The organism is Salinarchaeum chitinilyticum (assembly GCF_055390775.1).
In genome coordinates this window covers 1,810,742-1,824,360 of record NZ_AP043888.1, presented here as the reverse complement: position 1 = coordinate 1,824,360, position 13,619 = coordinate 1,810,742, and the positions used below count along the sequence as shown (strand labels likewise).

Genomic DNA, 13,619 nt, shown 5'->3' with positions numbered 1-13,619 from the left:
AGATCTGATCCCATGAAGTTACTCGCACTCACGAAGGGCGTACCGGACTTCAGCGAGGGCGCCGTCTCTTTCGACGAGGACGGCCACCTCGAACGGGGGGACACTCCCACCGTGATGAACCCGAACGACGAACAGGCCCTCGAGGCTGCCCTACAGACGAAGGTCCGCCACGGCGGCACCGTCGGGCTCATGAGCATGGGGCCGCCGGGCTATCAGGACATCCTCGAGGAGGGGATGGAGTCGGTGTACGCCGACGAGCTCTACCTCTGCTCGGACCGGGAGATGGCCGCCGCCGACACCTGGGCGACGGCGATCACCGTCGCGACGGGGATCGAGCACATGGACGAGGAGCCCGACATCGTCTTCGCGGGCTTCAAGACCGCCGACGGGGAGACCGGCCACACCGGCCCGCAGACGTGCTGGGCGCTCGACCGCCCGCTCATCACGCACGTCATCAACCTCGACGTCGACCCCGAGGAAGAGACCGTCCGCGCGAAGCGCCTCGTCAAGGGCGACGTCTCCGAGATCGAGACCGTCGAGGCGCCGCTCCCGTGTGCGATCGTCACCGATCCCGAGTTCGAGCCGGTCTACCGCAAGGCCGAGCACCGCCTCCGGCACAAGGACCTCCGCGCGGAGACCCAGGAACGCGTCGAAAACGCCGACGACCACCTCACCGTCTGGGACCACGCGGATCTCAATCTCGATCCCGACTACATCGGACTGGACGGCTCGCCGACGATCGTCTCCGGCGTCGACCCCATCCCGAAAGCGCCCGACGAGCGCGAGGCGACGGTGATCGAGCAGGACGACCAGGAGGGGATGCGCGAGGTCGTCCAGGAGATCCAGCAGTTCGCGGCCGGAGGTGACTAGCGATGCCCGAAATCGACCCCACCGAGCACGACATCTCCGAACTCGGGCCGAAAGTCAACGGCGTCGAGGACGTGGAGGAACTGGAGGCGATGCTGGAACTGGAGGAAGGCGGCGAGGACCGCCAGCCGGTCAAGACGCTCATCGAGAGCCGGATCGAGACGCTCGAAGCGGAAGACGAAGAGCCAGAGGACGCGGGCGAGATCGACCTCACCGAGAAGACCGCCGCGGACGTGGGGAACCTCGTTCGTGACATCGACGAGGTCGAGGAGCTGGAGGCGCTGCTCGAACAGGAGGAGGCCGGCGAGGACCGCGACTCGGTCAAGCGGCTGATCAACCAGCGCATCGACTCCGTGCAGGGCAGCGCCGACGACGGCGAGGAAGAAGAGATCCTGCCGCCGGAGGAGGCCCACCCCGATCTCGACCACCCGACGGCGGACAAGAAACACGTCCGCGCGCTCGAGGACGGCGACTACCGCGACATGTGGGTCTACTGCGAGACCCAGCACGGCGAGCTGCTCGACGTCTCGAAGGAGATGCTCGGAAAGGCTCGCGAGCTGATGGACGGCTATAACGAGGACTACGACGAGTCCGAGAAGGTCGTCGCAGTCGTCATCGGCGACGACGTCGAGGCGATCGCGGAGGAGGCGATCGCGTACGGCGCCGACGTCGCGGTCTACTACGAGGACGAACGCCTCGAGCGGTTCCGGCACAAGCCCTACGCCGAGATCTACTGCGACGTGGCGCGGGGCGCGGGCCATCCCTACGGCCGCGAGGATCGCCCCGAGGCGGACTGGCACGGCTACGACGAGCCGCGCTACGCCATCTTCCCGGCGACCCACAACGGACGGGACCTCTCCGCGCTGGTCCAGGCCGAACTGGACTCCGGGCTCGCCTCGGACTGTTCGGACCTCTACATCGAGAACGAGGTCATCTCCAACCCGGTCAAGACCGGCGCGAAGGACAAGGTGGAGTTCGAGCGCGTGCTTCACATGCCGCGGCCGGACTTCTCCGGGTTCGAGTACTCGACGATCCTCTGTCTGGACTCCCCGCGGCGGGAGTTCCACCCGCAGGGCGCGTCGGTGATCCCGGGCAAGTTCGAGCTGCCCGATCCCGACACAGAGCGCGAGGGCGAAGTCGTCGAACACAGCTTCGACCTCGATACCTCGTGGCTCGACGTCGAAGTCACCGACCACGACCGGCTCGAAGGCGGCGTCGACCTCACCGATCACGAGGTCGTGGTCTGCGTCGGCCGCGGGATCGACCGCGACCCGACAGAGGGGATCGAGCTCGGCGTCGAACTGTCGGAAGCGTTCGATGACGGCGCCTTCGGCCTCACGCGCGGCGTGATCACCTCCTCCTTCCAGTTCGCCGGCCACGTCGAGCAGTACACCGGCGAGGACCGCCAGATCGGCGAGTCCGGCCAGGAGGTCGAACCGAATCTCTACGTCGCCGCGGGCGTCTCCGGGGCGATCCAGCACAAGGTCGGCTGCGAGGAGTCGGACACGATCGTCGCGATCAACACCGACGAGCACGCGGACATCCGCGACTGGTCGGACTACTACATCCACGGCGACCTCTTCGACGTGTTGCCCGCGTTCACCGAGGCCGTCGAATCCGGCGACGTGGACGCGGCACTCGCGGAGTTCGGTGCGGTGCCAGCTGGAGGTGGTGACGATGACTGACGACGCGACCACCACGGAGACCGGAGCGGACACGGAGCCGGCAGTCGATCCCAGCGACGCGGCCGACGATCCGACGGCAGACCCATCCATGGACGAGCACGAACACTACGAGGCGCTGGTCGTGGGCTGTGGCCCCGGCGGCGCCGCGGCGGCAGCGGCACTGGCAGCGAACGACGTCGAGACGCTCGTGCTCGAACGGGGCGTCGACGCGGGCTCGAAGAACGTCTCCGGCGGGCTGATCTACGCGGAGGAAGCCGCACCGTACACGATCGACGACCTGTTCCCCGACTTCCGCGAGGAAGCCACCGAGCGGCCGGCCCAGGAGTACAAGATGCACAACCTCGCGGAGGACAAGGTCGCGACGTTCGACCTCGAGGACATCCACCACGGCGGCACGGAGTGGTGCGATGCGGTGCTCCGCCGCGAGATGGACTCCTGGCTCGCCGAGCAGGTCCACGAGCGGACCCGGGAGACAGGCGGCGGGCTGCTGACGGACGTTCGCGTCAACGGACTCCTGCGAGAGGGCGGCGAGATCGTCGGCGTCACCTGCGACGAGCTCGATCCGATCACCGCCGACCTCATCGTCGCCGCCGACGGCGTCAACTCCGAGCTCGCGCGGGACGCAGGGCTGATGGACTGGGACGAGCCCGACGACTGGTTCCAGGGCGTCAAGGCGGTCGTCGACATGGACCGCGAGAAAATCGAGGAACGCTTCGACCTCGACGGCCCCGACGACGGAGCAGCCCACCTGTTCTCCGGCGACCTCTTCGAGGGCGTCCGGGGCGGCGGGTTCCTCTACACCAACGAGGACTCGCTGTCGATCGGGACCGTGTTCCACCTCGACTCGCTCGCCCGGGAGCGCGCCGAGCCCCAGGACCTGCTCGACGCCCTGCTCACCCACCCGCTGCTCGACCAGTGGTTCCAGGGCGAGTACGAGGAGGTCGAGTACTCCGCGAAGCTCGTGCCCGACTCGAAGAAGGTCGCGAACCCCTCGCCACACTCGGGGCGCCTGCTGCTCGTCGGCGACGCCGCCGGCCAGATGCAGGCCCAGGGTCCGATCATCAAAGGGATGAACCACGCCGTCTCCGCCGGCGGGCTCGCCGCGGAGGCGTTCCAGGACGCGAAAACCCGGGGCGATCCGAGCCTCGCGGGCGACCTCTACGAGCAGAAGCTCGAGGAGGAGGGCGTCATGGACCAGCTGCGGCCGACCCGCTACGAGGCGACCAGCTGGCTCTCGGAAAGCTCCGTCGCGACGTCGATCGGCTCCGCAGTGATGAACTCGCCGATCGGCCGCTTCGGCGTCAAGACGTTCGACGGGCTGCTCGAGAAGTCCTTCAACTCCCCGTTCGTGCTCGGGATGATCCCGGACACGAAGATTTCCTACGTCACGGTCCCGACGGTGATCGGCGACGTGCTCGGGGAGCCGATCGACGCCACGAACGACATCGAACCGCCGGATCTCGCCGACCGGATCGGCGACCTGACCTACGACGTGGGCGATCCCCACATCGAGGTGCTCGACAACTCCTACGAGGCCAGCGGCACGGCCGTCACGGCCTGTCCGGTCTCCGCCGAGGACTTCGGTGGTGGCTGCTACCGGTCCGAGACCATCGAGACCAACGGCAGCAAAGAGCGCGTCGTGAGTCTCGACACCCAGCCCTGCGTGGAGTGTGGCACCTGCGCCGTCGTCGCCGACACGCACTGGGAGCACCCCGCCGGCGGCAAGGGCGTCGAGTTCAAGCAGGGATGAGCGACGGCGACGCGGCCGGTGGTGCGGGTCGCCGGGCTGCCAACGGTAGCGGCCGAAGCGCCGACAGCACGGACTCGCCGCCACCGCCGCCCGGCGTTCCAGACGCGACCGAGACCGATCTGGACGCGCTGCGCGGGACCGCGGAAGGTCTGGAGGCCCGCGTCGACGACTTGCACGAGATCGCCGCAGCTGCGCGGGAGGCCTTCGAGGTGCCGGAGGATCCCGAACTGCGCGCGATGGCGTACTGCCGCCACGGGCTCTGGCCGGTGCTTGCGGTCTACGTCGATCGGCGGGGCGCCCACGCACAGCTCGGGCAGCCCCACCACGATCGGCTGGAGACGGCACTGAACACGTGGCTGGAGCTCTACGCCCTGAGCTACGGTGAGGCGGTGTCGGTCGATTTCAGCGTGCGCGAGGCCGCGGAGCTGTTCGTCTCGACGCACAACGTTCGCGACGTGGCGCAGCTGCTGACGGACGTGCCGGAGCGATAGTATGCGACGATCAGTAGCCGGCTATCGGTCGCCGGCGGCAGCGGCGGTTGCTATACCGAATCGAGGAACGTCCGCAGCTCCCGGTTCGCAGTTTCCCGGTCGTCACGGAACACGCAATGGCCCGCACCGTCGACGTGGACCAGTTCGCCGTCGGACAGGTAGCCCGCGTTTTCGCGGTCGCGTTCCCGGCCCGCCTCGTCGGCGTCGGCCTTGAGAATCAGTGCCGGCACGTCGATTTCGGGATAGATTTCGGCGGGTTCCGCCCAACCGCCCGTGAATACCGCCGATATCGCGGGGTCGACGCGCAATCGAGCGTCGGCGATCAACCCGGCGAGTCGCTCCTCGCCGGCCTCGACGTGGCCCCGGATTTCGTCGTCGTCCTCGAGGAGTTCCGCCTTCGAACGGTCGTGCCACCACTCGATCTGCTGGCTCGCCCACGCGGCCGCCTCCTCGGGAGACTCTTCGTGGTCGAGCATCCCGGCGGGGTCCTCCAGCACGATCGCTCGCGGGAGATCGGGGTGTGCCGCTGCGGTCGCGGCGACGGTATCGCCACCCATCGAATGCCCGAAGAGAACGGGATCCGCGAGACCGAGGCCCTCGATCACGCCGACGAGGTCCGCGACGCGGTCGGCCATCACGTAGCCGTCGGTCGGCGCATCGGTGCGGCCGTGGCCGCGCGCGTCGACGAGGATCACGTCGAATTCGTCGGCGAGGTCGCGGGCGAGGGGTGTGCGGCACGGGCCGTCGTCGAAGACGCCGTGGCAGACGACGAGCGGTTGTTTGTCGGTGTCCGGGTCGGTGGTTCGGGTGTAGTGGATCTCGATACCGTTGGCGTGGGCGGTGTCTTCGGTCCAGCCCTCGGGAAGCGGCTCGGGGTCCTCCGGAGTCATTGGCTCGTGGTCGGTTCGGTGCGTGCAAAAAGCTCTGGAAAGCGGGTCTCGGGCGTGGGGATTGGGCGTAGGTATTCAGCAGTCCGAAAGCCCCAGGGCGCTCGATATCCCGGGCACCGAAAGACTTCGCTTCGCTCGTCTTTCGAGGTCACACTCACTTCGTTCGCGTGACGCTCGCTGCGCTCCTCAGTCGCTAGCGCTCCCTGCGGTGCTTACTTCGCCCGGGGACAGCCGAGTCGCCCTGCCCCTTTCGATGTACCGGGAAGATCGGAGATCTTCCGTAGGTCGCGAAATCGAAGATTTCGCTCGCCCCCACCCACCGCACCTCAGACCTCCCCAGCCTTCTGCGCTGCTCGGGCTCCCGCTGGTCGCCACTGCGCTGCTCGGCCCTCGCACGCTGGCTCGCGAGGGCTGCTCGCCCGCTTCGAGGCTCGCAGCACCGTCGGAGCAAGCTCCGACGAGGTTCGCCTCGCTCCGCTCGGCTCACCCCCGCCAGCGCGCGCCGGGAGAGTCCGCCGGGTTTCGTGACCCGTGGGAAATCATCCGGGTGGGACTTCGGAAGGGGCCGACCGGTCGACCCGTCCCCGACGACGCAAGCACGGCTGAGCGAAGCGAAGCCGCGCGCAGCGAGTCGCGGACGGTCGAGCGGGAGGGGGCTTCCGTGGGCGGCTGCGGTACCGTGGACTCCTCCAACACAGGATCATCAAACAGAACGTCTCACACCCGACCGCGCAAACACAGCACCTCGGGCGGTCGTGTCACGAACGCCTCGTAGGCCTCGGGCCATCGCTCCCGAAATTCCGTATCGGGGACGGGCTCCCTGGTCCCGTCGAGAGCGAACCCATCCTTGCAGGACCGAAGTGGCTACACTTATCATTCGCCGAGATAACCACTGGAACATATGACTCGGATCCCCTCGCTCCCGGCGCGATCGACGCTCCGGAAACTCGGAATCGCGTTGCTCGTCCTCGGGGTGATCGCCGGCGCGGGCTGTACCGGCATCGCCAGCGACGGCGGTAACGGGACGGACCCCAACGGAACGGCCGCTAGCGGAACGAACGCGGCCGGGACGACCGCCAGCGGAGCCAACGCGTCGCTCGAGGGGGTCTCCCTTATCGACCACGTGCCCGCCGAGCAGAACCTCGTGATTCACGTGAACGGCTCGATCGCCGAGGACGCGACGACCCAGGCGTTCCTCCAGGCCGGTGGCGAGGCGGCCGAACAGCAGTCCGAAGCAACGCCCGAGCAAACGCCCGAGGACGTGGACGGGGCGGAGCTCCAGGGGTCACTCGACGAGTTCGAGGAGTCGACGGGTCTCGACCCCCGCGAGTTCGAAGAAGCGATCTACTTCGGCCAGTTCGACGACGTGCCCGAGTCCGTGGAGGCCGCCGACGCCGAGGAGCAGTTCGGCCTCATCGCCAACACGGGCTGGACGACCGCGGAACTGACCGACGCGATCGAGTCCAACGATTCCATCGAGATGGAGGCGCTGGACTACGAGGAGTCCGGCGTCTTCTACGAGCTCACGAACGCCGAGAACGACGCGGAGGACCCGCTCTACCTCGGCTTGCTCGGCGACGGCGCGTACGTGCTCGGCGTCGAGTCCACCGTCGAGGGAACGCTCGACGTCGCCTACGCCGACGGCGACGCGCTCTCGGGGACGCTCCGGGATGCCTACGACGACACCCGCGACGGCTTCGCGACGGTCGCGATGACCATCCCCGAAGACGAGAATGCGGGCGGGGCAACGACCGGCCCCGGCGCGGAGATCTCCAACAACATGGAGGTCCTGACCGGCACGTACTACACCGAGGACGGCGAGATCGGCGTCGAGGGACGGATCACGATGAGCAGCGAGAACTACGCGACCCAGCTGTCCGCCACTGCCTCGATATTCGTGACGCAGGCCGAGCAGAACGAGGACGCGCCCGCGGCGCTCCAGCACCTCGAGATCGAGCAGGACGGCAACGTGGTGATCGTCAACTACGGCTCGGACGTCGAGACGCTGATCGACCTCACCGACTCGGCGTAACCGCGCCGGCGCTGGCAGTCCCGGGCGATGCTGGACGAGGGGCTGCTACGAGGACGAAGACGACGTGCCGACACCCGAGCTTCTTTCAGGCTCAGTACTGCCCCTTCGCGTCCCAGATAGCCGTGAGCAGCTCCGCGAAGGCCGCGGCGCGCTTGGGATAGCCCGCCTCGGTCTCGCCCGCCGGTGCGTCCGCGATCTGCTCGACGAACTCGTCGTCGAACGTCGTCTCGCGGATCGTCTCCCGGACCTCGAAGCTGAGCGTGCCATCCTCGTCGGTGTCGAGCCAGCCGACCTGGCGCTGGCGGTCGTCGTACTGAAGCGTGTACGTCTCCCCGCCGATCAGCTCGCAGACGTCGTCCATCGCGCCGACCTCGATCCAGCCGTCTGGCGTCTCAAGGTGGAGGACGCCGTCGCGAACGTCCGTCTCGTATCGCTTCACGCTCGATCCAAACCGGTCCCGGGCCTAAAGCTCCACCATTCGGCCGCTAGCCGAGCGTCACGATCGAAACCGAGCCGGTGTCCGTCGACACTTCGATCTCCTCGCTCCCGTCGCCGACGACGACGGTCCCGCCGCTTTCCGTAGACTCCACGTCCGCGAACCCGGTGCCGTGGGCGTCGAAGTCGCCGGCCTCCGTCGTCACCGACACCGTCGCATCGAGGGACGACGCGAGGGCGAGCGAGACGTCGCCCGTGTCGGAGACGATCGAGGGCGTTCCGGCGGTTTCCCGGACCGTCGTCTCGACCGACCCGGTGTCGGTGCGAATGCCCTGTACCACACCGTCGACGGTGACCGAGCCGGTGTCGGATCGTGCGGCGATCGGCGCGTCGACGTCGCGCACGATCACGTCGCCCGTGTCGGTGCGGGCGTCGATGGCGCCTTGCACGTCGGAGACGTAGATGTCGCCGGCGTCCGTGCGGGCGGTGAGCGGCCCCGCGACGGACTTGATCTCGACGTCGCCACTGGCCGTCTCGGTGCGATCGACCCGAACGCTAGCTGGTACCTCGACCTCGAGATCGAAGGTCGGCTGGCGCCACCAGCCGGTCGGCCACGGGCCGTCGCCGAGGGCGGTCTCGAGGACGAGCTGGTCGCCGTCGCGGCGCTCGTTCAGGGAGAGCGCGTCGAGGGCGTCCTCACTGGCCGCCTGTTTCTCGCCGTGGACGTGGAAGGCGGTGCCAGACGTGACCGCGACAGAGCCGACCTCGTGCTCGATGGCGACCGTCTCCACCGAGGCGTCGTACTGCCGCTCGATCGTCTCGTGCTCGTCGCGCTCGATCCACCCACAGCCTGCGGTGAGACTCACGGCGAGCACACCGCTGCCGGCGAGTACCCGGCGGCGAGAGACGGTCATATCCTCCGATACGACACGCCATTAATAAAACCCTCACTGACCGTTGCAGAACCTGAAACTGTGCTATTGGGAGACTGTACCACGATGTCGCCACCCCGGCCGACGGCCCTGGACCGGCGACCCCCCGACCCCTCCGTTTCAACTGGAGATTATCCGCTGCGAATCGGTCGAAGGCGTCCATACGGCGCGTCTGGTGTCCACCGCGGCTGCCCGATCGCCGCGTTCGGACGACGCGGGGCGAGGCGACGCGTACTTTGGCACTCACCAGCTAGACCCGGCAGTGACAGACGAGGAGGAAGCGGACGCGGAGGCGGGATCGAAAGCCGCCGAGGACGAAGCGCCCCGGCCCGGCGGAGCCGGAGGAGCCGACGGAACGGCCGCTGGGGAGGAGCCCAGCGTCACGGTTGGCGCCGGTGAGGACGCGACCGAACTCGCCGTCGACGACGTCCAGGCGGCCCTCCAGGGGCTCGGCCAGCCGTTCGCGACCGCCGACCAGCTCTCCAGGGAACTCGACGTCACGCAGGCGGACGCCAGCGACGCTCTCGACAGGCTCGCCGAGCGAACGACAGCCCTCGAACGCGACGACGTCTCCCACGATCCCGTGGTCTACTCTCCGCACGCAGTCGCCGACCTCGCGAAGACCGAGCGGGTGGTCCCATTCCCATCGCGCAAGGAGATCGTCGTCGACAGGCCGCGCCAGTTCACCCGCGCGCGGCTCTCGCAGTTTGCCCGGCTCGTCGAGGCCGACGACGGCCGCTACCTCTACGAGCTACGGCCCGAGGACGTCTGGGCGGCGCCATACGACAGCATCGAGTCCCTGATCGCGTCGCTCCGGGCGGTCCTCCCCGACCAGGAGCCCGCCCTCGAAGGGTGGATCGCCGACCAGTGGGCCCGCGCCGGGAAGTTCCGGCTCTACACCCACGAGGACGGCTACGAGGTGCTCGAAGCCGAGTCGGCATCGCTGATGGGCAACGTCGCCGAGCCAAAACTCGAGGAGGACCAGCTCCGCGCCCGGATCTCCGACACGGAAGCATGGGTCGCCGAGGAGGCGATCGCCGCGGTCAAGCGCACGCTCTACGAGGCCGGCTACCCCGTCAGCGACGAGCGCGAGCTCGAATCCGGCGAGGCTATCGAGTTCGACCTCCGCCTCCAGCTCCGGGAGTACCAGCAGGACTGGGTCGAGCGGTTCGAAGACACCGGCGCCGGCGTGCTCGTCGGGCCGCCGGGCTCGGGCAAGACCGTCGCCGCGATGGCGATCATGGCCGCGATCGGTGGGGAGACGCTCGTGCTGGTTCCCAGCCGGGAGCTGGTCTCGCAGTGGCGCGAGGAGCTGCTCACCCACACGACGCTCACCGAGGACCAGGTCGGCGAGTACCACGGCGGCAAAAAGCAGATCCGGCCCGTGACGATCGCGACCTACCACGTCGCCGGGATGGATCGTCACCGCGAGCTGTTCGAAGAGCGAGAGTGGGGCCTGCTACTGTTCGACGAGGCCCACCACGTCCCCGCGCCGGTCTACCGTCGGAGCGCGGATCTCCAGTCCCGGCACCGGCTCGGCCTCTCCGCGACGCCCCTTCGCGAGGGCGACGACGAGGCGGACATCTACACGCTGATCGGCCCGCCGATCGGCACGGACTGGGACGCGCTGTTCGACGCCGGCTACGTCGCGGAGCCCGAACTGGAGTTGCACTTCGTCCCGTGGCCCGAGCGAGACCAAGCCGGCGGCGAAGCCGGGGAACCCAGGACAGACGACAAAAGTCTTGGCAATACCCGCAAAGATAGTGCTGGAGATCAGGGGGATACCGCTGAGACATCCGGTGCAGCCGAGGGCACAGAGGAGGACGGCGTCGCCGTCCCGACGGAACCACCCGAGAGCGGTCCGAACGCGTCGACGGTGACTGCACAGGACGAGTACGCCGCCAGCCACGGCCACGAACGACGCCAGGCCGCCGCGACGAACCCCGCGAAGATCGACCACGTCGCGGCGCTGCTCGCCGAACATCCGACCCAGCAGGCGCTCGTCTTCGTCGACTACCTCGATCAGGGCGACGCGATCGCGGAGGCCATCGACGCACCGTTCCTCTCGGGCGAAACCCGCCACGCGGAGCGCGAGCGGTTGCTCTCGGCCTTCCGCACGGGCGAGCTCTCGACGCTCGTCGTCTCCCGGGTCGGCGACGAGGGAATCGACCTTCCCGAGGCCGAGGTCGCGATCGTCGCGAGCGGGCTCGGCGGCTCGCGCCGCCAGGGTGCCCAGCGAGCGGGGCGGACGATGCGTCCGGCCGGGAAGGCCCAGGTGTACGTCCTCGCGACGACTGGCACCGAGGAGGAGGAGTTCGCACGCCAGCGCACACGGCATCTCGCGGGCAAGGGCGTCGACGTCCGGGAAGTACACGTCGACGCGCCCGGCGAGATCGAGCACTGACTGTTCGGCGCTCACACCCCCTGCCGCTCACTCCCGCCCCGACGCGCCACACGGTATCGCATCACCCACAACTATTGTGCCACCGGCGCCGATCCGTCGTCCATGTCCGAACTGCGCGAGATCACCAGCGACGAGGAGTGGGAGCGCGGGGCGGCGATCCTCCGACAGCTCTGGAGTCACGTGGACGAGTCGTTCGTCTCCGCCTGGCGCGAGGAAGACGACTACCGGCTGCTGGGCTGGTACGTCGGCGATCCCGGTGGCGGCGGGGCCACGTCGGCCGAGGAACCACTCGCCGACGGGAGCTCGAACGCGACGCTCGTCGCCGTCGCGGGCGTCTACGTCCAGACCGTGCTCCACCACGAGCGGAGCCTGTGGGTCCACGACCTCGTCGTCGACGAGGCCTATCGTCGCCAGGGCCACGGCGAAGCGCTGCTGGCGGAACTCGAGCAGTGGGGCGAAGCGCGGGGCTGCGATCACTTCGCGCTCGTCTGTAGCGAGGACAACGACGCCGCTGCCGAATTCTACGAGGACGCGGGGATGGAACCGTTCGGCACCGTCTACGAACTCGGCATCTGAGCTGCTAACAGCAGAAACCGACGCCACTGCAAGGCTCGGTGCCACGAGTGCGACGCCGCACCTGGTTTTATACCCTCGGTGGGCGGATCCATCTGCATGAATCGAGAGCAGGCGTTCTTCCTCGTGTTGCTCGTCGCCACCGCGCTAGCGAGCTTCTACGTCCTCCTGCCGTTCGTCAACTACGTCCTCGGGGCGCTCCTGCTCGGCTACGTCCTCCGGCCGGTGCACTGCCGGCTCGCTCCACGCATCGGCCAGCGCCCGGCCGCGATCACGGTGATCGCCGGCGCTGCGGTCGCGATCGTCCTGCCGCTGATCTACATCGTCTACGTCGTCTACCGCGACGCCAGAGACCTCGCAGAGGGCGAGACGGATCTCGATCTTGCGGCAGTCGAAGCGGAGCTGGAGTCGCTCACCGGCCGACAGCTCGACCTGGCGAGAGCGACGGGAGACTTCGGGTCGCTCCTCGGCGATTTCCTCTACGGCAACGCCCCCGAGATCGTCTCCTACGTGACGACGCTCATGCTCGGGCTGACGCTCGTCCTCTTCCTCGTGTACTACGTGCTGATCGACGGCCCGGCGTTCGTGCAGTGGGCCGTCTCGACGGCGCCCCTCGACGACGCCGTCGCCCACGAGATCGTCTCGCGGATGGACCGGATGACCTGGGGCGTCGTCGCCGGCCACATCTTCGTCGCGTTCGTCCAGGGGATCGTCGGCGGCATCGGGCTATGGATCGCCGGGATCCCGAGTCCGATCTTCTGGGCCGCCGTGATGGTGATCACTGCGCTGCTCCCGGTGATCGGAGCCTTTCTCATCTGGGGACCGGCCACCGGCTACCTCTTCCTCGTCGGGGACACGACGATGGGGATCTTCCTGCTCCTCTGGGGGCTCGTGGTCGTGAGCCTGGTCGACAACTACCTGCGCTCGATCGCGATCGACCAGTCAGCCGACGTCAATCCGGGGGTGATCCTCGTCGGCGTCGTCGGCGGGATCTACTCGCTGGGTGCCGTCGGCCTCTTCGTCGGCCCGCTCGTGATCGGGCTCCTCGCGGCGATGATCCGCGCATTCGACGCACACTACGACGCGCTCGGCACCGACACCCCGCCGCCAAAACCGCCAGACGATGGCCGGCTGAGCTGGCTCGAGACGAACCCCGCCGCTACGCAGGACGATTTCGGCGGCCACGCCGCGCCCGACGACGGGAGCGAGAGCTAACGGCAGTTTCCAGCGATCCGAGGCGACCGCGTCGGCCGACGGCTACGCAGTCTCCCAGTCGTCGATACACTCCGCCGTGCAGAACTCGTGATAGACGATCCGGCCGCTGGTCCGGATCGCCGCGACCTTGAACCGCTCTCCCGCGTCGATGGCCTCACCACAGGCCTCGCACTCCCCCGATCCGTCGTCGAATCTGATCCGCGTCGAGACCGACTGGATCGGGCCCTCGTTCACGCTACTCTCTACCATAACAGTGGATAAACATGTGTACACTTATAGGCGTCGGCTCGGGGGAGAATTTGATCGTTCGTTACAGTTTGCTCGAAGAATACGGGACGGTTACCG

General features: G+C 68.1%; 12 protein-coding genes. 8 read left to right on the top strand and 4 right to left on the bottom strand.

Annotated elements, in window-relative coordinates:
- Positions 1 to 12 precede the first annotated feature (12 nt).
- The 4 genes from ACZ5KP_RS08800 to ACZ5KP_RS08785 all read left to right on the top strand — a co-directional run bounded on the left by ACZ5KP_RS08800 (position 13) and on the right by ACZ5KP_RS08785 (position 4,793).
- Positions 13 to 870 (top strand): electron transfer flavoprotein subunit beta/FixA family protein, encoded by an 858-nt coding sequence (locus tag ACZ5KP_RS08800; protein ID WP_460922333.1) that lies wholly within the window; start codon positions 13 to 15, stop codon positions 868 to 870.
- Positions 871 to 872: 2 nt separating this feature from the next.
- Complete coding sequence (locus ACZ5KP_RS08795) at positions 873 to 2,552, top strand: electron transfer flavoprotein subunit alpha/FixB family protein (RefSeq protein ID WP_460922335.1); 1,680 nt, start codon at positions 873 to 875, stop codon at positions 2,550 to 2,552.
- 88 nt (positions 2,553 to 2,640) lie between these two features.
- Entirely contained in the window at positions 2,641 to 4,302 is a 1,662-nt protein-coding gene (locus ACZ5KP_RS08790) for an FAD-dependent monooxygenase (protein ID WP_460923430.1), read from the top strand.
- Positions 4,299 to 4,793, top strand: a complete 495-nt coding sequence (locus ACZ5KP_RS08785; RefSeq protein ID WP_460922337.1) for a hypothetical protein — start codon at positions 4,299 to 4,301, stop codon at positions 4,791 to 4,793. Before ACZ5KP_RS08790 ends, ACZ5KP_RS08785 begins: the two co-directional genes overlap by 4 nt.
- Before the next feature lie 50 nt (positions 4,794 to 4,843).
- Here the strand turns inward: ACZ5KP_RS08785 and ACZ5KP_RS08780 are convergent, their stop codons facing one another.
- Positions 4,844 to 5,683: an alpha/beta fold hydrolase gene (locus ACZ5KP_RS08780; RefSeq protein WP_460922339.1), complete on the bottom strand. Its 840-nt coding sequence runs from the start codon at positions 5,681 to 5,683 to the stop codon at positions 4,844 to 4,846.
- Between the two features lie 901 nt (positions 5,684 to 6,584).
- Between ACZ5KP_RS08780 and ACZ5KP_RS08775 the strand changes: the two genes are divergently transcribed.
- The gene (locus tag ACZ5KP_RS08775) at positions 6,585 to 7,715 is read left to right on the top strand and encodes a hypothetical protein (RefSeq protein WP_460922341.1); all 1,131 of its coding nucleotides are present in this window, start codon (positions 6,585 to 6,587) and stop codon (positions 7,713 to 7,715) included.
- Positions 7,716 to 7,806: 91 nt separating this feature from the next.
- Here ACZ5KP_RS08775 and ACZ5KP_RS08770 read toward each other — a convergent pair whose 3' ends face one another.
- Together ACZ5KP_RS08770 and ACZ5KP_RS08765 are read right to left on the bottom strand one after the other, a co-directional pair.
- Entirely contained in the window at positions 7,807 to 8,154 is a 348-nt protein-coding gene (locus tag ACZ5KP_RS08770; protein ID WP_460922343.1) for a hypothetical protein, read from the bottom strand.
- Between the two features lie 46 nt (positions 8,155 to 8,200).
- A complete protein-coding gene (locus ACZ5KP_RS08765) occupies positions 8,201 to 9,064 on the bottom strand; it encodes a DUF4097 family beta strand repeat-containing protein (protein ID WP_460922345.1) in 864 nt (287 codons plus the stop codon).
- A 280-nt stretch (positions 9,065 to 9,344) separates the two neighbouring features.
- Here ACZ5KP_RS08765 and ACZ5KP_RS08760 point away from each other — a divergent pair, with 280 nt between their 5' ends.
- From ACZ5KP_RS08760 to ACZ5KP_RS08750, 3 genes are all read left to right on the top strand, one after another.
- Positions 9,345 to 11,486: a DEAD/DEAH box helicase gene (locus ACZ5KP_RS08760; protein WP_460922347.1), complete on the top strand. Its 2,142-nt coding sequence runs from the start codon at positions 9,345 to 9,347 to the stop codon at positions 11,484 to 11,486.
- Positions 11,487 to 11,588: 102 nt separating this feature from the next.
- A complete protein-coding gene (locus ACZ5KP_RS08755) occupies positions 11,589 to 12,062 on the top strand; it encodes a GNAT family N-acetyltransferase (protein ID WP_460922349.1) in 474 nt (157 codons plus the stop codon).
- A 96-nt stretch (positions 12,063 to 12,158) separates the two neighbouring features.
- A complete protein-coding gene (locus tag ACZ5KP_RS08750) occupies positions 12,159 to 13,274 on the top strand; it encodes an AI-2E family transporter (RefSeq protein WP_460922351.1) in 1,116 nt (371 codons plus the stop codon).
- A 42-nt stretch (positions 13,275 to 13,316) separates the two neighbouring features.
- Here the strand turns inward: ACZ5KP_RS08750 and ACZ5KP_RS08745 are convergent, their stop codons facing one another.
- Entirely contained in the window at positions 13,317 to 13,523 is a 207-nt protein-coding gene (locus ACZ5KP_RS08745) for a DUF7576 family protein (RefSeq protein WP_460922353.1), read from the bottom strand.
- Positions 13,524 to 13,619 lie beyond the last annotated feature (96 nt).

Excerpts from the sequence above, each read along its gene's own strand:
- ACZ5KP_RS08775 (WP_460922341.1), top strand. The coding sequence starts at position 6,585 with ATGACTCGGATCCCCTCGCTCCCGGCGCGATCGACGCTCCGGAAACTC.
- ACZ5KP_RS08795 (WP_460922335.1), top strand. The coding sequence starts at position 873 with ATGCCCGAAATCGACCCCACCGAGCACGACATCTCCGAACTCGGGCCG.
- ACZ5KP_RS08785 (WP_460922337.1), top strand. The coding sequence starts at position 4,299 with ATGAGCGACGGCGACGCGGCCGGTGGTGCGGGTCGCCGGGCTGCCAAC.
- ACZ5KP_RS08755 (WP_460922349.1), top strand. The coding sequence starts at position 11,589 with ATGTCCGAACTGCGCGAGATCACCAGCGACGAGGAGTGGGAGCGCGGG.
- ACZ5KP_RS08790 (WP_460923430.1), top strand. The coding sequence starts at position 2,641 with ATGGACGAGCACGAACACTACGAGGCGCTGGTCGTGGGCTGTGGCCCC.
- ACZ5KP_RS08750 (WP_460922351.1), top strand. The coding sequence starts at position 12,159 with ATGAATCGAGAGCAGGCGTTCTTCCTCGTGTTGCTCGTCGCCACCGCG.
- ACZ5KP_RS08780 (WP_460922339.1), bottom strand. The coding sequence starts at position 5,683 with ATGACTCCGGAGGACCCCGAGCCGCTTCCCGAGGGCTGGACCGAAGAC.
- ACZ5KP_RS08800 (WP_460922333.1), top strand. The coding sequence starts at position 13 with ATGAAGTTACTCGCACTCACGAAGGGCGTACCGGACTTCAGCGAGGGC.
- ACZ5KP_RS08765 (WP_460922345.1), bottom strand. The coding sequence starts at position 9,064 with ATGACCGTCTCTCGCCGCCGGGTACTCGCCGGCAGCGGTGTGCTCGCC.
- ACZ5KP_RS08745 (WP_460922353.1), bottom strand. The coding sequence starts at position 13,523 with ATGGTAGAGAGTAGCGTGAACGAGGGCCCGATCCAGTCGGTCTCGACG.